The sequence below is a fragment of the Nonomuraea sp. NPDC005501 genome, from assembly GCF_040605905.1.
In the GTDB taxonomy this organism is placed as follows: domain Bacteria; phylum Actinomycetota; class Actinomycetes; order Streptosporangiales; family Streptosporangiaceae; genus Nonomuraea.
Window position 1 is genome coordinate 48,959 of record NZ_JBEXDT010000012.1, and the last position, 18,023, is coordinate 66,981.

At 71.4% G+C, this 18,023-nt stretch carries 17 protein-coding genes and 4 tRNA genes; 10 read left to right on the forward strand and 11 right to left on the reverse strand.

The genetic code is table 11. The features are described 5' to 3' along the window. The 8 genes from ABZS51_RS09515 to ABZS51_RS09550 are packed head-to-tail and all read left to right on the forward strand — an operon-like array spanning window position 1 to window position 8,260. Window positions 1–945, forward strand: a complete 945-nt coding sequence (locus ABZS51_RS09515) for a sugar ABC transporter permease (protein WP_310712410.1) — start codon at window positions 1–3, stop codon at window positions 943–945. Beyond that, a complete protein-coding gene (locus ABZS51_RS09520) occupies window positions 942–1,787 on the forward strand; it encodes a carbohydrate ABC transporter permease (protein ID WP_355438124.1) in 846 nt (281 codons plus the stop codon). Before ABZS51_RS09515 ends, ABZS51_RS09520 begins: the two co-directional genes overlap by 4 nt. Then, on the forward strand, window positions 1,784–3,730 hold the full coding sequence (locus ABZS51_RS09525; protein ID WP_355438126.1) for a beta-galactosidase: 1,947 nt from the start codon (window positions 1,784–1,786) through the stop codon (window positions 3,728–3,730). Before ABZS51_RS09520 ends, ABZS51_RS09525 begins: the two co-directional genes overlap by 4 nt. Then, complete coding sequence (locus ABZS51_RS09530) at window positions 3,727–4,437, forward strand: SDR family oxidoreductase (protein ID WP_355438128.1); 711 nt, start codon at window positions 3,727–3,729, stop codon at window positions 4,435–4,437. The genes ABZS51_RS09525 and ABZS51_RS09530 overlap by 4 nt, the downstream gene beginning before the upstream one ends. Next, window positions 4,437–5,117 (forward strand): FadR/GntR family transcriptional regulator, encoded by a 681-nt coding sequence (locus ABZS51_RS09535; protein WP_355438216.1) that lies wholly within the window; start codon window positions 4,437–4,439, stop codon window positions 5,115–5,117. Before ABZS51_RS09530 ends, ABZS51_RS09535 begins: the two co-directional genes overlap by 1 nt. Before the next feature lie 60 nt (window positions 5,118–5,177). Further along, window positions 5,178–6,323, forward strand: a complete 1,146-nt coding sequence (gene dgoD / locus ABZS51_RS09540) for a galactonate dehydratase (protein WP_310712406.1) — start codon at window positions 5,178–5,180, stop codon at window positions 6,321–6,323. A 1-nt stretch (window position 6,324) separates the two neighbouring features. Continuing rightward, the gene (locus ABZS51_RS09545) at window positions 6,325–7,095 is read left to right on the forward strand and encodes a bifunctional 4-hydroxy-2-oxoglutarate aldolase/2-dehydro-3-deoxy-phosphogluconate aldolase (protein WP_355438130.1); all 771 of its coding nucleotides are present in this window, start codon (window positions 6,325–6,327) and stop codon (window positions 7,093–7,095) included. 22 nt (window positions 7,096–7,117) lie between these two features. Continuing rightward, window positions 7,118–8,260: a sugar kinase gene (locus ABZS51_RS09550; RefSeq protein ID WP_355438132.1), complete on the forward strand. Its 1,143-nt coding sequence runs from the start codon at window positions 7,118–7,120 to the stop codon at window positions 8,258–8,260. A gap of 121 nt (window positions 8,261–8,381) precedes the next feature. On the opposite strand, the gene ABZS51_RS09555 is transcribed toward ABZS51_RS09550, so the two are convergent. From ABZS51_RS09555 to ABZS51_RS09570, 4 genes are all read right to left on the reverse strand, one after another. Further along, window positions 8,382–8,855: a hypothetical protein gene (locus ABZS51_RS09555; protein ID WP_355438134.1), complete on the reverse strand. Its 474-nt coding sequence runs from the start codon at window positions 8,853–8,855 to the stop codon at window positions 8,382–8,384. 318 nt (window positions 8,856–9,173) lie between these two features. Next, complete coding sequence (locus ABZS51_RS09560) at window positions 9,174–10,997, reverse strand: ABC transporter ATP-binding protein (protein ID WP_355438136.1); 1,824 nt, start codon at window positions 10,995–10,997, stop codon at window positions 9,174–9,176. Beyond that, on the reverse strand, window positions 10,997–12,946 hold the full coding sequence (locus ABZS51_RS09565; protein WP_355438138.1) for an ABC transporter ATP-binding protein: 1,950 nt from the start codon (window positions 12,944–12,946) through the stop codon (window positions 10,997–10,999). Before ABZS51_RS09565 ends, ABZS51_RS09560 begins: the two co-directional genes overlap by 1 nt. 269 nt (window positions 12,947–13,215) lie before the next feature. Then, window positions 13,216–13,653, reverse strand: coding sequence for a glutaredoxin domain-containing protein (locus ABZS51_RS09570; protein ID WP_355438140.1), 438 nt, complete (start codon window positions 13,651–13,653; stop codon window positions 13,216–13,218). 540 nt (window positions 13,654–14,193) lie between these two features. Between ABZS51_RS09570 and ABZS51_RS09575 the strand changes: the two genes are divergently transcribed. Continuing rightward, entirely contained in the window at window positions 14,194–14,817 is a 624-nt protein-coding gene (locus tag ABZS51_RS09575) for a hypothetical protein (RefSeq protein ID WP_355438141.1), read from the forward strand. A gap of 8 nt (window positions 14,818–14,825) precedes the next feature. Here ABZS51_RS09575 and ABZS51_RS09580 read toward each other — a convergent pair. From ABZS51_RS09580 to ABZS51_RS09610, 7 genes are all read right to left on the reverse strand, one after another. Next, a tRNA-Asp gene (locus ABZS51_RS09580) sits at window positions 14,826–14,893 on the reverse strand. Window positions 14,894–15,324: 431 nt separating this feature from the next. Next, window positions 15,325–15,711: a DUF6879 family protein gene (locus tag ABZS51_RS09585; RefSeq protein WP_355438143.1), complete on the reverse strand. Its 387-nt coding sequence runs from the start codon at window positions 15,709–15,711 to the stop codon at window positions 15,325–15,327. 96 nt (window positions 15,712–15,807) lie between these two features. After that, window positions 15,808–15,882 (reverse strand) — tRNA-Val (locus ABZS51_RS09590). A 7-nt stretch (window positions 15,883–15,889) separates the two neighbouring features. After that, window positions 15,890–15,960 (reverse strand) — tRNA-Cys (locus ABZS51_RS09595). A 15-nt stretch (window positions 15,961–15,975) separates the two neighbouring features. Beyond that, a tRNA-Gly gene (locus ABZS51_RS09600) sits at window positions 15,976–16,047 on the reverse strand. Window positions 16,048–16,081: 34 nt separating this feature from the next. Further along, window positions 16,082–16,555, reverse strand: coding sequence for a hypothetical protein (locus ABZS51_RS09605; protein ID WP_310712398.1), 474 nt, complete (start codon window positions 16,553–16,555; stop codon window positions 16,082–16,084). Between the two features lie 160 nt (window positions 16,556–16,715). Next, the gene (locus ABZS51_RS09610) at window positions 16,716–17,375 is read right to left on the reverse strand and encodes a TetR/AcrR family transcriptional regulator (RefSeq protein WP_355438146.1); all 660 of its coding nucleotides are present in this window, start codon (window positions 17,373–17,375) and stop codon (window positions 16,716–16,718) included. Between the two features lie 121 nt (window positions 17,376–17,496). Between ABZS51_RS09610 and ABZS51_RS09615 the strand changes: the two genes are divergently transcribed. Continuing rightward, window positions 17,497–17,904, forward strand: a complete 408-nt coding sequence (locus ABZS51_RS09615; RefSeq protein ID WP_355438147.1) for a Dabb family protein — start codon at window positions 17,497–17,499, stop codon at window positions 17,902–17,904. Window positions 17,905–18,023 lie beyond the last annotated feature (119 nt).

Consider the following 18,023-nt stretch of genomic DNA (forward strand, 5'->3'; position numbering starts at 1 on the left):
GTGCTGCAGCGGACACCGGCGGGCACGACCGGAACGACGGGAACGTCCCGGCGGCGCCCCCGCCGTCCCCGGGCGCACGTGGCGGTCTTCGTCGTGCCGTTCTTCGTCGCCTTCGCGCTCTTCTACCTGGCGCCGATCGGCTACGCCGTCTACCAGAGCTTCTTCCGGCTCACCAGCAGCGGCCTCGGGCTGACCGAGCCGGTGCTGGAGTTCGCCGGCCTGGGCAACTACGCCGCCGCCCTCACCAGCGAGGCGTTCGTGGCGAGCATCGGGCGGGTGCTGGTGTTCAGCCTCGTCGAGGTGCCGGTCATGGTGGTCGCCGCCCTGGCGCTGGCCCTGCTGCTCGACTCGGCGCGGGCCCGGTTCCGGGCGTTCTTCCGCGTGTCGTTCTTCCTGCCGTACGGCGTGCCGGGCGTGATCGCCTCGCTGCTGTGGGGCTTCCTGTACGTGCCGCAGACCAGCCCGCTCATCGACGTGCTGGCCGCGGCGGGCCTGCCGCACGACTTCCTGTCGCCGCAGACGATCCTGCTGTCCATCGCCAACATCGCCACCTGGCAGTTCGCCGGCTACAACATGCTGGTGCTGATCGCCGGGCTGCAGGCCATCCCGCAGGAGCTGTACGAGGCGGCCCGCGTCGACGGGGCGAGCGAGCTGCGCATCGCCTGGCACGTCAAGGTGCCGCTTGTGCGGGCGCCGCTGATCCTCATCACGGTGTTCACGCTCATCGGCACGCTCCAGCTCTTCGTCGAGCCGCTCATCCTCAAACCGCTCACCACGGCCATCAACAGCGACTACACGCCCAACCTGGCCGCCTACAACCAGGCGTTCGGCCAGGCCAACATCCACCTCGCCTCGGCGGAGGCCACGCTCATCGCCGTCATGGCGTTCGTGATCTCGTTCGGCTTCCTGCGCGTGGTCAACCGGAAGGGGAACCGGGCGTGGTGAACCATCGTCCGAAGCCGGCCACCGTGGTGGTGCTGGCGCTGCTGCTGGCCGCGGCCGTCTACTTCCTGCTGCCGGTCGTGTGGGTGCTCGTCGCCTCGACCAAGAGCACCGCCGACCTGTTCGGCACGTTCGGCCTGTGGTCGCCGCGCCCGCAGCTCGGCGCCAACCTCGGCCGCCTGTTCGGCACCGGCGACGGCCTGTTCGGCCGCTGGATCCTCAACAGCTTCCTGTACGCCGGCCTCGGCGCCCTGGCCGCCACCCTGCTGTCGGCCGCGGCCGGCTACGCCATGGCCAAGTACCCCTTCCGCGGCCGGGAGGCGCTGTTCAACCTCGTCCTGGCCGGCGTGCTGGTGCCCTCGACCGTGCTGGCGCTGCCCACGTACCTGATCTTCAGCGAGGCCGGCATGACCGGGTCGTTCTGGTCGGTGCTGCTGCCCAGCGTGGTCAGCCCGTTCGGCGTCTACCTCGCCCGCATCCACGCCCACGCCGCCATCCCAGACGCGCTGCTCGAGTCGGCCCGGCTCGACGGGGCGGGGGAGTACCGCATCTTCTTCCGCATCGGCCTGAAGATCATGAGCCCGGCGCTGGTGACGATCTTCCTGTTCCAGTTCATCGGCATCTGGAACAACTACTTCCTGCCCCTCGTCATGCTGTCGGACCAGCGGCTCTACCCCGTCACGCTGGGCCTGGCGCTGTGGAACTCCCAGACCTTCCGCGACCCGGCCTTCTTCGAGCTGACGGTCACCGGAGCCGCCGTGTCCGCCCTCCTCCTCGTCCTCACCATGGCCTCGCTCCAGCGTTTCTGGCGCGCCGGCCTGACCGCAGGGAGCGTCAAAGGTTGAACATCCTGCCCGTGCTCAAGGACCGGATCGGCTTCGGCGCCGACTACAACCCGGAGCAGTGGTCGCCCGAGGTGTGGCGCGAGGACGTCCGCCTCATGCGCGAGGCCGGCGTCAGCGTCGTCACGCTCGGCATCTTCTCCTGGGCGAGCGTCGAGCCCGCGCCCGGCTCGTACGACTTCGGCTGGCTGGACGAGGTCATGGACCTGCTCGGCGAGGCCGGCATCGCCGTCTCGCTGGCCACCGGCACCGCCTCGCCGCCCGCCTGGCTGTCCCGGCTCCACCCCGGGACGCTGCCGGTGAACCGCGACGGCGTGCGCCTGTCGCCCGGCTCGCGCCAGCACTACTGCCCCAGCTCGCCGGTCTACCGCGAGGCCGCCGCCGGCCTCGCGCAGCGGATGGGCGAGCGCTACGGCACCCACCCCGCGCTCGCGCTCTGGCACGTCGGCAACGAGTACGGCTGCCACGTCCAGGAGTGCTACTGCGACGTCTCCGCCGACGACTTCCGGCGCTGGCTGCGCGAGCGTTACGGCGACCTCGACGGGCTCAACGCCGCGTGGTCCACCACGTTCTGGTCGCAACGCGTCACCGACTGGGCCGAGGTGCTGCCGCCCCGCACCGCGCCCACTCTGCGCAACCCCGCCCAGGAGCTCGACTACCGGCGCTTCAGCTCCGACGCGCTGCTCGCCTGCTACCGGGCCGAGCGGTCCGTCCTGCGCGAGCTCACCCCCGGCGTGCCCGTCACCACCAACATCATGGGCATGTGGGAGCCGGTCGCCGACTACGCCTCCTGGGCCCCCGACTTCGACCTGGTCGCGCTCGACCTCTACCCCGAGCCGAAGGACCCGGCCGCCGCCGTCGACGCCGCGTTCTTCCACGACCAGATGCGCTCGCTCGGCGGCGGCCGGCCGTACCTCATGATGGAGACCGCGACCAGCGCCATCAGCTACCGGCCGCCCAACCGGCCCAAGCGGCCCGGCCTCAACCGGCTCTGGAGCCACCAGGCCGTGGCCCGCGGCGCCGACGCCGTCATGTACTTCCAGTGGCGGGCCTCGCTGGGCGGCGCGGAGAAGTTCCACTCCGCGGTCGTCTCCCACGGCGGCCCGCACGACCGGATCTTCCGCGAGGCCGCCGCCCTCGGCGCCGAGCTGGGCGGGCTGGACGGCGTGGCCGGCACCCGCGTGCCCGCCGAGGTGGCCGTCGTCTTCGACCACGCCAACTGGTGGGCGCTGGAGCTCGACGCCCGGCCCGCCGAGCTGCGCATGCCCGAGCGGGTACGCGCCCACTACGCGCCGCTCTGGCACGAGAACGTCACGGTCGACGTGGTCCCGCCCGCGGCCGGCCTGTCCTCGTACAAGCTGGTGATCGTGCCCAACCTCTACCTGTGCGACGACGCGGCGGCCGAGGGCCTGCGGCGGTACGTCGAGGACGGCGGCCACCTGCTGATGTCGTTCTTCAGCGGGATCGCCGACGCCTGCGACCGCATCCGGCCCGGCGGACATCCCGGCGCCTTCCGCGACCTGCTCGGCCTGCGCGTGGAGGAGTTCTGGCCGCTGAGCGACGGCGAGCGGCTCGGCCTGTCCACCGGCGGCGGCGCCGACCTGTGGGCCGACCACATCGTGCCCGAGGGCGCCGCGGTCCTGGCCGCCTACACCGACGGCCCGCTCGCGGGCCTGCCCGCCGTCACCCGCCACGCCTACGGCCGGGGCAGCGCCACCTACCTCGGCACCCGCCCCGGCGAGCACGTCATGCGCGACCTCGTCCGCGACACCCTGCGCCTGGCCGGCGTCGAGCCCGTCCTGCCCGGCCTGCCCGCCGGCGTGGAGGCGGTCCGGCGCGGCGGCCACGTGTTCCTGCTCAACCACAACGACCATCCCGTACGCGCGGCCGGCGCCGAGCTGGCCCCGCTCGACGTCGCCGTCGTCGCCGTCGGGGAGGCGGAGTGAGCGGCCGGTTCGCGGGCCGCAGCGCCGTCGTCACCGGCGGCGCCTCCGGCATCGGCGCGGCGACCGCCCGCCGGCTCGCCGACGAGGGCGCGTCCGTGCTCGTGGTGGACGTCGCCCCCGAGGGGACGGTGGAGGGGGCCGGCTACCTGCGCGGCGACGTGGCCGCCGAGGAGACCTGGGACCGGGTCGCCGCCCGGGGCCCCTTCGACGTGATCGTGAGCAACGCCGCCGTCGCCGAGGTCGCGCCCGCGCACGAGACGAGCCTGGAGTCGTGGAACCGGCAGCTCGGCGTCGGCCTCACCGCCGCCTTCCTGGCCGCCCGCCGGCTGCTGCCCCCCATGGCCGCCACCGGCGGCGCCATGGTCATCACCTCCTCGGTCCACGCCGTCGTGGGGCTGCCGGGCCATCCCGCGTACGCCGCCGCCAAGGGCGGGCTGACGGCGCTCACCCGGCAGCTCGCCGTCGAGTACGGCCCGGCCGTGCGCGTCAACTGCGTGCTGCCCGGCCCGATCATGACCAAGGCGTGGGACCGGGTGGACGAGCGGGGCCGCGCCGACAGCGTGCGCGCCACCGTGCTGCGCCGGTTCGGCGCCCCGGAGGAGGTCGCCTCGGTCATCGCCTTCCTCGCCTCCGAGGAGGCGTCGTTCGTCACCGGGGCCTGCCTCACGGCCGACGGCGGCTGGAGCATCGTGAAGGAGTCGGCGTGATGGCCGCCTACAGCGGGCGCGGCCTGCACGGGCAGACCGTCGAGGCGATCGCCGCCATGATCTTCGGCGGCGAGTTCAAGGAGGGCGACGCGCTCGACGTCGTGGCCCTCCAGGAGCGGCTCGGCGTCAGCTCCACGGCGCTGCGCGAGGCGATGAAGGTGCTCACCGCCAAGGGACTCATCGGGGCCAGGCCCAAGCTCGGCACCCACGTGCGGCCCCGCGTCGACTGGAACCTCCTCGACGGCGACGTCATCCGGTGGAAGTTCGCCGGCCGCCCCGACCCCGGATTCCTGCACGACCTGCACGAGCTGCGTTCGATCGTCGAGCCGTCGGTCGCCCGGCTCGCCGCGCGGCGCCGCACGCCCCGGCAACTGGAGGAGCTGGAGCAGGCCCTGGAGCGGATGGCGGCGGCCGACGACCCCGTCCAGGCCGACCTCGACTTCCACCGGGCGCTGCTCGCGGCCGGCGGCAACGAGCTGCTCGTCCGCATGGACGTCGTCATGGGCGCCGGACTGGCCGGCCGCGACCGGCTCGTGCACGCCTCCAGCGGCAGCGACGACCCCGTGCCGAGCCACCTGGCGGTGCTGGAGGCGATCAGGCGCGGCGACGCCGGCGCGGCCGAGGCGGCGATGCGCGACCTGCTGGCCAAGGCATGGCGCGACGTGGAGGGGCTCTTGTGAGCCGGCTCGTGAGGAGACGACGGTGGGGGAGCGGAACGTGAAGGGCCGGAGGGGACAGGCTTGAAGATCGCCAGGATCGAGACGTTCCTGGTCCCGCCGCGGTGGCTGTTCTGCCGTGTGGAGACGGACGACGGCGTCGTCGGGTGGGGCGAGCCGGTCGTGGAGGGCCGGGCCGAGGTGGTCCGCGCCGCGGTCGACGTACTCGCCGAGTACCTCGTCGGCCAGGACGCGCTGCGCATCGAGGACCACTGGCAGGTGCTCACCAAGGGCGGCTTCTACCGGGGCGGCCCCGTCCTGTCCAGCGCCGTGGCCGGCCTCGACCAGGCGCTGTGGGACATCGCCGGCAAGCACTACGGCGCGCCCGTGCACGAGCTGCTCGGCGGCCCGGTCCGCGACCGCGTCCGCGTGTACGCGTGGGTGGGCGGCGACGACCCGGGCGAGCTGCGCGAGGAGATCGACAAGCAGGTCGAGGCCGGGTTCACCGCCGTCAAGATGAACGGCTCCGGCCTCCTGCCGCGTCCCGTCACCGGCGCGGACCTGGCCGCCGTCGTCGCCCGCGCGGAGGTCGCCCGCGCCGCCCTCGGCCCCGGCCGTGACTTCGCGATCGACCTGCACGGGCGGGCCACCGCGGCCGACGCCCGGCGCATCATCGCGGCCGTCGCGCCCCTGCATCCCATGTTCGTGGAGGAGCCGCTCGCCCCCGGCCTGCTGCACCGGCTGGGCGACCTCACCGCCGCCACCGAGGTGCCCATCGCGCTCGGGGAGCGCCTCTACTCACGCTCCGACTTCCTGCCGGCGCTCACCTCCGGCCTGGCGGTGGCCCAGCCCGACCTCTCCCACGCCGGGGGCGTCTCGGAGGTCCGGCGCATCGCCGCGCTGGCGGAGACGTTCGACGTGCAGATCGCGCCGCACTGCCCGCTCGGCCCCATCGCCCTGGCCGCCAGCCTCCAGGTGGGCTTCGCCACGCCCAACTTCCTCATCCAGGAGCAGAGCGCCGGCATCCACTACCACCAGGACACCGAGTTCCTCGACTACGTGCTCGACCCGGCGCCGTTCACCTTCACCGCGGGCCACGCCCACCGCACGTCGCTGCCGGGGCTCGGGGTGGTGGTGGACGAGCGGGCCGTACGGGACGCGGACCGGCACCCGCACGCGTGGCGCAACCCGGTGTGGCGGCACGAAGACGGCTCAATGGCGGAGTGGTGACATGACCGACCCCGACATCCCTGACAACCCCAACATTCCCAACAACCCCAACATCCCCGATAACCCCACCATCCCCGCTAACCCCAACATCCCTGACAACCACGGCACCCCCGGCATCCACCGGACTCCTTCCGCGGCTCCGGACGTCCTGGATCTCCTGGGCGTTCTGCGCGCGCGGCGGTTGCTGGCCATCGTGCGCGGCCGGGACCCGGAGGCCGCGGTCCGCACCGCGCACGTCCTCGTCGAGGAGGGGATCGACGTCCTGGAGGTGTCGCTGAGCGGCGCCGGGGCGCTGGAGGTCATCGCCCGCGTCCACGCCGAGCTGGGCCCGTCCGTCACGCTGGGGGCGGGCACGGTACTGACGGAGGCGGAGGCGGACGCGGCCCTGGCGGCGGGGGCGCGCTTCGTGGTGACGCCCGCACTGAGCGCAGGAGCGGCCCGCGCCCTGTCCCTGGGGGTTCCCGCCCTGGTCGGAGCGCTGACGCCCACGGAGGTCTGGCAGGCGTGGGAGGCGGGCGCCACGGGTGTCAAGGTCTTCCCCGCCTCGCTGGGCGGCCCCGGCTACCTGTCGGCGCTGCGCGACCCGTACCCGTCGATCCCTCTGGTGCCGGTGGGCGGGGTGACGGCCGACCAGATCCGCCCGTACCTGGAGGCGGGGGCACCGGCGGTGGGCGTCGGCTCGCCCCTCACAGGTGACGCCCCGCACGGCGGCGACCTGCACGCCCTCCGCACCCGCGCCCGCCACTTCCGCCAAGAGACGGCGACGCCATGACGGCCCCGCGGACGGAGACGCCATGACGGCTCACGAGCGCCAGGACGCCGAGACCGTGCCCGTGAGCCGGGACGCCGAGGTCGTGCCCGTGGGCCGGGACGCCAAGGTTGTGCGCGTGGGCCGGGACGCTGAGGTTGTGCGCGTGGGCCGGGACGCCGAGGTCGTGCCTGTGGGCCGGGACGCCGAGGCGGTCTGCACGGAGAGGGTGGGCACACTCGCCGACGTGCGCCCACCTCCGCTCATCGACCTCCTCACGCTGGGGGAGGCGATGGCGTCGCTGCACGGGGGCGGGCCGTTGCGGCTGGGAGGCAGCCTGGAGCTCTCGATGGCCGGTGCCGAGGCGAACGTGGCCATCGGCCTGACCCGGCTCGGCCACACCGTCCGGTGGGCCGGGGTCGTGGGCGACGACGAGCTCGGCCGCCTCGTCCTGCGCACGCTGCGCGCCGAGGGCGTCAACGTCGACACCGCCAGGACCGACCCCGACCACCCGACCGGCCTGCTCATCCAGGAGCGCAGGGTGGCGGCCATCACGCGGGTCCACTACTACCGCGCAGGCTCGGCGGGCTCCCGCCTGACGCCCGCCGACGCCGCGGCCGCTCTGGCGGAGCGGCCGAGGATGCTGCACGTCACCGGCATCACCCCGGCCCTCGGCGCCGATGCCGCGGCCACGGTCACGCACGCCGTACGGCAGGCCCGCGAGCTCGGCGTCCGGGTGTGCCTGGACGTCAACCACCGGGCCAGGCTGTGGGACCGCGAAACGGCGTCGCGGGCACTGACGGACCTGCTGCCGTACGTGGACGTGCTGGTGGCCTCGGCCGACGAGCTGCCCCTGGTCACCGAAGGGGGCCCGGCCGCGCTGCTGGCGGCCGGGATCGGCGAGGTGGTCGTCAAGCACGGCGCGGCGGGCGCGGAGGCGTGGGCGGGCGACGAGCACGCCGCCTCCGGGGCGCTGCGGGTCCCAGCGGTGAACACGGTCGGCGCGGGCGACGCGTTCGTGGCGGGCTACCTGTCGGGCCTGCTGGAGGGCCTGCCGCTGGGGGAGCGGGTGCGGCGCGGGGTGACGGTGGGGGCGTTCGCGGTGGCGTCCGACGGCGACTGGCACGGCCTGCCCGACCGCTCGGAGCTCACCCTGCTCACCCTGGAGGACGGCGAAACCGTCCGCTGAGCCCACGAATCCGGGTGCGTCGGCCGCGAACCGCCGCACCCGGGGCGCAGGCTCTCGAACCGCCGCATCGGGGGTGCCCGCTCCCGCACCGCCGGTCGCGGCCGGAGACGTGCTTGGCGGCTCAACCGAACGTCAGCCAGGCCGCCCCGAAAATGGTCGCGTACAGCAGCATGCGCAGCACCCAGTGAAAACTGCGCCGATCCTCGTCAAGGATGAGCCCCGCCCGCTGGTAGCTCTGCATGAGCGCCAGCGCCCCCCATTGCAGGATGAGGGCCAGTCCCGCGGCCAGTACGAACACCGCGACCCGCTCCCGCACGATCCACTCGGCCAGCTTGAGGGGTCCGGAGCGTCCCCCGGCGACCACGAGCGCCGCCACTTCGAGCAGGGCGAGCACGAGCATGACGCCCAGCTGTGCGGCTATCTGTCGTGGTATCAGCCGCGCCAGCTCCTGCCGCTCGGCCTGCGGCCGATTCTTGGCGTGCTCCTGAGCCACGCTGCGCCAGGTGTCGTGCACCGCGCGGAACTCGACGACCATCGCGATCAGTACGGCAGGAATGACCTGCGCCAGTAAGCCTGCGTGCGAGACAAGATCCACGAAGCCGGATTCTACGGTTGGCGGCCGTGCTGGTCTTCACCTCAGCCGGGAGCGCATCGCAAGCAGGCTCCGGTCGCGCTCGCCGACAGTCACGGCGCTCACGACGCGGACGGGTGGACCGCGCCGTCACTGGACCGCGCCGTCACTGGACCGCGCCGTCACTGGACCGCGCCGTCACGGGATCGCGCCGTCACGGGATCGCGCCGTCACTGGATCGCGCCGTCACTGGATCGCGCCGTCACTGGATCGCGCCGTCACTGGATCGCGCCGTCACTGGATCGCGCCGTCACTGGACCGCGCCGTCACTGGACCGCGCCGTCACTGGGCCGTGACGGGGACGAAGCCCTCGCCGGCGCGGTAGTGGGGGGACTGATGGCGGAAGTACGTGTTGTACACGTCGCAGTACCGCCCCCCGCGCGCCAGCAGCGTCGCGTGGTCCCCCTCCTCCACGATCCGGCCGTGGTCCAGGACGATGATGCGGTCCACATGCTCGATCGTGGACAGCCGGTGCGCGATGACGATCGAGGTGCGGCCGGCCAGCACCACGTCCAGACCTTCCTGGATCTGCGCCTCCGTGAGCGGATCGACGCTGGCCGTGGCCTCGTCGAGCACCACGATGGCCGGGTCCTGGACGAGGAGCCGGGCCAGGGCCACGAGCTGCCGCTGCCCCATGGACAGGGCGCGGCCGTGCTCGCCCACGTCGGTGCCCAGCCCGTGGGGCAGAGCCTCGACCCAGTCGCCGCCGCCGACCGCCGCCGCGGCGGCCAGCACCTCTTCGTCGGTCGCCTCGGGTCTCGGGTAGCGGATGTTGTCGGCGACCGTGCCGCTGAACAGGAACGGCGCCTGCGGGACCGCGCCGATCTGCCTGCGGTACGCGCCGAGCTCCAGGGTACGGATGTCCTGGCCGTCGATCAGCAGGCGGCCCTCCTGGAACTCGTAGAACCGGGTGATCAGCTTGCTGAGCGTGGACTTGCCGGCGCCCGTGTGACCGACCAGCGCGACCGTCTCACCGGCCTCGATCACCAGGTCGAAGTCGCGCAGCACCGGAGTGGCCGCGTCGTACCCGAAGGTGAGCCGCTCGAACTCGATGCGCCCCGCCAAACGGCCGACGTCGCGCGCGTCGCTCTGCACCACCCGCGGCGGCGCGTCGATGAGGGCGAACACCCGCTCCGACGCAGACAGCCCCTGCTGGAACTGCGACCAGAACGCGGCGATGGACGTCAGCGGGAACCAGAACAGCGCCACCCCCTGCAGGAACAGGTACCAGTCGCCGGCCGACAGCCGCCCGCCCAGCACCGCCGTGCCGCCCAGCTGCACCAGCGCGACCGTCGCCAGCCCCGCCACGAGGAACAGCACCGGGAAGATCGACGAGAACACGAAGCCCTGTCCCAGCGTCACCCGGTAGCTCTGCTGGTTGATCGGCCGGAACTCGTCGTAGACCTGCCGCTCCTGCCGGAAGTTCTTGGCCACGGCGATGCCGCCCATGGTCTCCTGCAGGTTGGCGTTGACGCGGCTCAGCGACCGCTGCGCCCGGCGCGTGCTGGTCCGGGCGATCCGCCGGAACAGCAGCGCGACGCCCACCACGACGGGCACCACGAGCAGCGTCAGCAGCGCCAGCTCGACGCTGCGCAGGAACAGCATGACCGTCACGAGCCCGACCATCAGCACCTGGCTGATCAGGTCCATCGTCAGCGTGGAGACCGTGGCGAAGTCGTCGGTGTCGGAGGTGACACGGCTGACGATCCGGCCCGACGGCGTCTCGTCGTAGAACGACAGGTCGCGCTGGAGCACGGCATCGAACGCGTCCTCGCGCAGGCGCAGCACGACGTCGCCGGTGACCCGCGAGCTGTGCCACTGGCGGACGAAGTTGAACACCCAGCCGAGCCCGCCCGCCAGCAGCAGGCCGAGCGTGAGCCGCCAGCCGGTCTCGGCGATGGTGCCGTCCTCGATGGCGTCGAGACCCCAGCTCGCCACCAGCGGCATGGCGGCCTGGCTCGCCGAGCCCAGGACGATCATGGCGGCGACCAGCGCCATCGCCCCGAGCTTCGGCCGGAAGTACGACAGGATCCGGCGCAGCAGCTCGCGGTCGCCGTAGGTGCGGTCGTAGTCCTCGGCGTCGAGGCCGTCCATGATGAACCCCATCAGCGCACCCCTCCCTGCTCGCCGGCCATCGCCTGGCCGTTCTCCTCCAGCACCCCTCCGGCGTCGAGCTCCACCCCTCCGCCGTCCACACCTCCGCCGTCCACCCCTCCGGGGTTCAGGTCTCCGGGGTTCAGGTCTTCGCCGTCCAGCTCGACCTCGTCGTAGTGGGAGAAGATCCGGCGGTAGAGGCGGCTGCGGGCGATCAGCTCGTCGTGCGTGCCGTAGTCGGCCAGCTCGCCGCGTCTCAGCAGCAGCACCTTGTCCGCCCAGCGGATCTGGGAGAGGCGGTGCGTGATGAGCAGCGTGGTGCGTCCCTCCTGGATACGGCCGATCGCCTGCTGGATCCGGTCCTCGGTGGCGGAGTCGATGGCGCTGGTGGAGTCGTCGAGCACGAGGATCGCCGGGTCGGTCAGCAGGGCCCGTGCGATGGCCAGGCGCTGCCGCTGCCCGCCCGACAGCGTGACGCCGCGCTCGCCGATCACTGTGTCGTAGCCGTCGGACAGCTCGGAGATGAACTCGGCCGCCTGCGCGTCCTCCGCCGCCCGTACCACGGCCTCGCGGTCGGCCCGCTGGCCCAGGCTGAAGGCGATGTTCTCGGCGACCGACCGTGAGAAGAGCACGATGTCCTGCTCGATGGTGGAGATCTGCGAGCGCAGCGAGTCGAGGTCCCAGTCGCGGACGTCGACGCCGTCGATGAGGATGCGGCCCGCGGTGACGTCGTAGATGCGGGGGACGAGCTTGGTGAGCGTGCTCTTGCCGGAGCCGGTCTCGCCCACGATGGCGACCGTCTCGCCCGGCCGCACGGTGAACGACACGCCCCGCAGCGCCGGCTCGCCCTTGCCCTCGCCCTGGTTCTCGTCCTCGTCGTAGCCGAAGCTCACGTCCTCGAAGACGATCTCGCCGGTGACGGGCGCGGCGTGGCCGTCGGTTGGCTGCGCCAGCTCGCTCTCGGACGTCATGATGGCGAGGATCCGGCGCGAGGAGACGATGCCGATCTGCACCAGCGAGAACGTGAAGATGGACATCTGCGTGGGAAAGCCGAGCATGCCCATGAGGCCCATGAACGCGACCAGCTCCCCGAGGCTGATCACCCCGGACCCGTGCAGCGCCAGCCCGTGCCACAGCGCTCCCGCCATCGCGAACGCGAACAGCAGCGTCGGCAGGTAGCGGGCCTGCACCAGGCCGTTGCGGGCGAAGGAGTCGCGGTAGCGGCGCGCGTGCGACCGGAAGCGCCGCCGCTCCTGCTCCTCCTGCGCCGTCACCTTGATCACCTCGATGCCGCGCACCGCCTGGTTGAGCGCGGCGTTGAGATCGCCGAACTCCTCCCGCATGCGGGTCGCCACCGGGTTGAGCCGCCGCATGTAATGCCAGAGCGCCGCCGCGAACACCACGGCGAAGATCCCCGGCACGAGCAGCAGTCGCGGGTTGATCGCGCCGATGAAGAACAGGGGCACGATCCCGCTGAGCCCGGAGTCGACGATGAGGTCGAGGCCGGGAGAGACCATGGTGGACAGCTGCCGGATGTCGTTGGCGGCCCGGGCCATCAGGTCGCCCACCCGCTGCCGGTTGTGGAACGTCTGGCTCTTGCCCAGCAGGCTCACGTAGAGCTCGTCACGGGCGTCGCGTTCCAGCCGCTTGGCCAGCACCTCGCTGGACAGCCGGGCGACGAGGTCGAACACGCCGCGCGCCAGCACGATGGCCAGCAGCGCCAGCGCGATCAGCCGCAGAGCCTCCGCGGGGTCGCCCCGCTCGCCCAGCACGGCGTCGAACGCGCCGCCGGTCAGGGAAGGAACGGTGGAGTTGAGCACCACCATCACGAGCGACCCGCCGAGGAACCCCATCAGGTGGACGGCATGGCGGCGCAGATGCGACCACAGCCAGCGGATCGGGCCGCGGTGGTCGTGGCGGGTGCCGGAGACGGAGAACTCCGGTGTGCTGACGGCGGTCACAGGCGAAGCTCCCCGAGGCGGCTGGCGGAGGTGTATCGAACCTGTTTTCTATCACCGCCCACCGACAGTTTCCCACCGCTTTTCTCGCGTGTCCCGGCGGGTGCCGCCGCTCTGGTCGCTCGCCGCCGGGCGTACGGGGGACCGCTCCGGTCAGCCGGATGCCCGGTCGGGGACACCTGTTCAGCCGGATACTCGGTCAGGGACACCTGCTCAGCCGGATGGCCGGTCAGGGACACCGTTCAGGAGGATGGCCGGTCAGGGACACCCGGTCAGGACGATGGAGGAAGCTGCCCGCGCACCCACCTGGCATCCGGGTTGACGTATGGCCGGCCCGCCAGCACCACGGTCGGCACCGTCTCGTCACCGCCGGTGGCCGCCCGCACCGCCGCCGCTCCGGCCGGGTCGCGCCAGATGTCGACCCAGTGCGCCCGGCGGGCGTCGCGGCCCAGCCCGATCCGCAGGCGCAGACAGTATTTGCAGGCCGGCCGCCAGTAGACGACTGGCCGGCCGTCGGCCGCGCTGCGGCGTTGCGCCTCCGCCGCGCCGATCGACCTGGGGAACACCAGCGGGGAGTACAGCCCGGCGAGCCCGAGGAACGCTGCCAGCGGGACGACGGCGGCCCCGGGGGAGCCGGCCGCGATCCGCGTTGTCGCCACCACGACACCGCTGAGGGCGAGCAGCATCGGCAGGCCCCAGGCACGAATCACAATGAAACAGGCTATCGGTGGCGCAACTCGACGGATCACGGACCCGGGCGTGAACGCGGAGCGCGGGGCGTGGTGCCAACAGGAGTGGACGCGGGCCCCAGCAAGGATGCGGGCCCCAGCAAGGATGCGGGCCCCAGCAAGGATGCGGGCCCCAGCAAGGACGCGGGCCCGGGCATGGAGGCGGGCGCGGTCGCGGCTCAGCAGTGGCTGGGGAACCAGGCGTGCTGGGGATGGTGGGTGTAGGTCTTGTAAGACTCGTTGATGTACCTTCACCACCCTCCCTTCTCGGGCGGGGATTAGCCGTACTCGGGATCGAGTGCGCATCTACACCTCATCTCCAGGCCCATGCCACCGGCTGGTCAGGCCGGGACAGCGGCCAATCTGGAGAGCACTGGCCGATTTGGGTGCTACTCGGTCAGCGCTTCGTGGCCGGAGGTGAGATTTGAACCCACCTTCTCAGGGTCTATGAAACCCTCGAGGACTCCACCCTGCTCTCTAATAGCACTTGCGCTCACCAGCCGCGACGGGCAGTGTGTCGATGTGGACCGAGCCGTCGCCTTGGCTAGCCTTGCAATTGCGATCATTATTGGGATCCCTCAGGTGTATCTTGCCTGGCAGCAGGTTCGCCTGGCGAAGGAGCAGCAGCGGGACCAGGCAAGCAACCAGCCGCAGAGCCACGTTGACGAGGCGCCAGTTCCGGCTCCGGCCGCGCCCTTGGTCGAGCGTCCCTCTCAGGCTCAGGTCCAGCCACCCCCGGGCAGCGCATCGGATGCCTCAGCCAAGGAAGAATCCGGTGTCTCCCCGCCGGCTTCCACTGGCGATGCGGCGGTAGCCGTCACATCCTCGGTCGCCGCCCCTTACTGGGTGACGGGCTTGCAGTTGCTTGTCGGCGCCAACCTCGTCTGGGCGCTATTTGATATCGAGGGATGGGCCGCCACTCCGCCTACAACGCCACGCGGGGAGCTCGGCTCCGTCCTGTGGACCTTCGTCGCAGCACAATTCGTCATCAGTCTTGGTACGGGTGTGTCAATCTATTCGTGGGTTGCGAACGAGGGCCGTTCCTTTATGGAACGCGATCGGAACCTGCTGTACCTGTCGTGTGCTGTTTGTGGCCCGTTGGTGGCCATAGCAATCGTCATCGTCCGCCATGGAGTGATGCTTTAGGATCAAGCTGGTGTGCATGGACCCGGACCAAGGACTCGCGGATTGACAGTCCGCTGCTCTGCCGATTGAGATATGCGCTATGGCGACGGAACTAGCCGTCCGATGTCTTACGAGAGCCATGCCGCGCTCTTGCAAGCCGTGTCCGACCCGATGCAGCCCTGACGACGTTCCTTTCCAACGGCACCAGCGGCGGCAAGCAAGGAACAAACACATTCGCGCGCACTCCGTACGGCGAGTGGTCGCCGACGGTGAAAACGGCCGCGTTGCGCCTCAGGTGTGAACACTGTGAGATCTCCGCCGGGATGCAGGCCGGACCCGTCGGCGGGGCGTTGGTACAGCCGTCGCCATCACCGCCGTAGCCGGACGACAGCAGCTCAGCCGCAACCCGCCGCCATGGCGCGCTATCCACTTCAGCGGAGGGTTCCGAGCCTCTCCTGTCCACCCGATCACTAAGGCGCACGCCGAGTGCCTCGCGGGCCTTCTGTGCTGGCGTAGACACTGGAGCGGTTACGCGACGTACTGGGCGAAAGGAATGGCCCTCGCCCAGACCTCGTCTCGCACCGTGCGGCATTGCTGGAGCAGGCCGGGATCAGAGACGCGCGCGAAACCTCCAGACGATCCGTCCGGAATGAACAAGCTGAGAACAAAGGTGTCCTCGTCGAGCAGCCAGTAGTCCTCTTCAGGCAGGCGGATGTCGGTGGCCTGGTGCGGAGGCAGATAGCGGATGTCCTCGCCTGCCTCGATGTTCTGCGGGTCGATGGTCATGGCCCATTTGATGTAGTCGCTCAAGGGCTCGGTTACGATCCGGGCCCGCTGGATGGCTGCTCCTCGGCGGGTGGACCTCCGGGCGAAGGACAGCCAGGACTGGTGCCTGCTGGCGACTACGATGATCAACCCGGAACAACAAGAAGCCCCAGACTCCCGGCGTGTGCCGCGAGCTGGGGCTTTAACTCCTGTTTGACCAGGTCAGACCTGATCGGCTACGGAGTCTGGTGGACGATACTGGGATTGAACCAGTGACCTCTTCCGTGTCAGGGAAGCGCTCTCCCGCTGAGCTAATCGTCCGTTGCCGAGGTGGAGACGGGATTTGAACCCGTGTAGACGGCTTTGCAGGCCGCTGCCTCGCCTCTCGGCCACTCCACCGAGCCGGAAGCTCCGAGCGGAAGACGGGATTCGAACCCGCGACCCTCACCTTGGCAAGGTGATGCTCTACCACTGAGCCACTTCCGCGTCGCCGCCGCTGTGTCGCGGTGACGAGAGAACTCTAGCGAATCCTCGCCGAGTCCCCAAACCGGAGGTCGCCGACCTGCTCCGCGTACCAGATGACGTCGGCGACGTGCTCGGCGATCTGGCGCAGCGTCCAGTTGGGGTCGCGGGGGACGTCCCAGGCGTCGGGGACGGTCGCGTAGCGGTTCACGTACGCCTGGGCGAGGCGGGGCCAGCGGGCGCGTGCCTCGGCGAGGTCGAGTTCGGTGAAGCGGGCCCAGTCGGCGTCCAGCGTCACCGTGCGGCCGTGCCAGGTGTCGGGTGCCGGAGTGGCGCCGGCGAGCAGGGCTTCCACCTCGGCGAGGTGGTCGATGAGGTGGTCCTGGATGCGGCGGGCGGCCTTGGAGGGGGTCCACAGGTTGTCGGCTTCGGTCAGGATGGGCCTGCCGTCCCAGGCGAGCCAGGTCTCGGCCAGAGCGAGGCAGCGGTCGACGGAGGCGGCTACGAGGAGCGCGGGGTTCTCGGTGGTCATGACGCCGATCGTGTACCCGAAGCATTCAAACGGCTGTCGAAGCGTCCCGGTCGCGGGAAGTGTCTCCGGGCAAGCCGTTCTCCGGGCGGGCAGACCGGCCGGGCAGACTAGCCGGGCAGTTCGGGTGGGCAGTCCGGGTGGGTGGAAGGAAGTGTCCGGCTCAGGTGGGCGGGGTCTCCGGGCCGTACGCCCGCAGGAAGGTGTCGACCGCGGACCCCGCCATCCCACTCGCCTCGGCGTCGGTGATCTCCCGCGTGCCGAGCCGGCCGCGCGCCTCCAGCGGCCCCGTGAGCAGCGCCAGGAACTGCTCGGCCGCCACCGCAGGGTCGCACGGGCGCAGCCGTCCGGACAGGGAGAGCCGCGCGAACCGGTCGGCCAGGCCCTCGCCGAGCCGGTGCGACGTGCGGCTCTGGACGGTGTCGACCAGGTCGGGGAAGCGGGCGATCTGCGCGTAGGTCAGCCAGCGCAGCGCGTGGGCGCGCTCGCCCCGGCACACCTGGAGCAGCCGGTACGCGACCTCCTCCAACGCCGGCCGGAGGTCGTCGCCCGGGTCGCGCAGCCGGTCGGCCACGGCCAGGCACTCCTCCGACACCGTCTCGGCGGCGGCGGTCAGCGCCTGCCGGAACAGGTTCTCCTTGTCGCTCAGGTGGTTGTACACGGTGAGCTTGGCGACGCCGGCCTCCTCGGCGATCTCCTGCACGCACGCCTGCGAGTAGCCCCGCCGGGCGAAGACGGTGAAGGCGGCGTCGAGGATGGCCTGCCGCTTGTCGATGCGTCCTCGCGCTCCCTTGCGGGCGGTGGCAGCCGTCGTTTCCGTCACGTCCGCAGGCTACCCCTCGACCGGATCGCGAGTGAACTCGCGGGTTCACTCTTGCTGCTGGACCGGATGAGTCGCTACGGTGAACCGGCGAGTTCAGAAAAAAAGACCAATGAGGAGAGAAATGATCGTCAACATCCTGCGCTTCAGCTTCAGGAGCGGGACGACGGAGGAGGAGAAGGCCGAGGTCCTGGAGGCCATGCGGCGGACGGCGTCCGTCGAGTCGGTGTCGTTCTCGACGGTCGGCCAGGACCTGGGCGACCCCGCCGAGGGCTACACCCACGCCTACTGCGTCGGCATCGCGGACCTCGAGGCGCTGGAGCGGTACATGCACGACCCGGTGCACATCGAGGGCGACTACACGATCATCCCGCGGGTGGAGAGACTGGCGCCGGCGCGACTGTCGGACGACCTCGACCCCGAGCTGGCCGGCAAGGTCATGGCGCTGCACCTGAAGAAGGTGGAGACGTACCCGGAGTGGGGGCGGCTCGTCGAGTCGGTCTCGGGCGGGCGGATCCCCAGCGGCGCCTGACCTGGCCCGGGGTCACCACACGGCGACGTCTTCTTTGCCCGTACCGGCCGTGGCGCATACCCGGGCGGAACGGCTTCCGGGACATCCTTGAGCTGACGACCGGGTCCGCCGCGTGACAG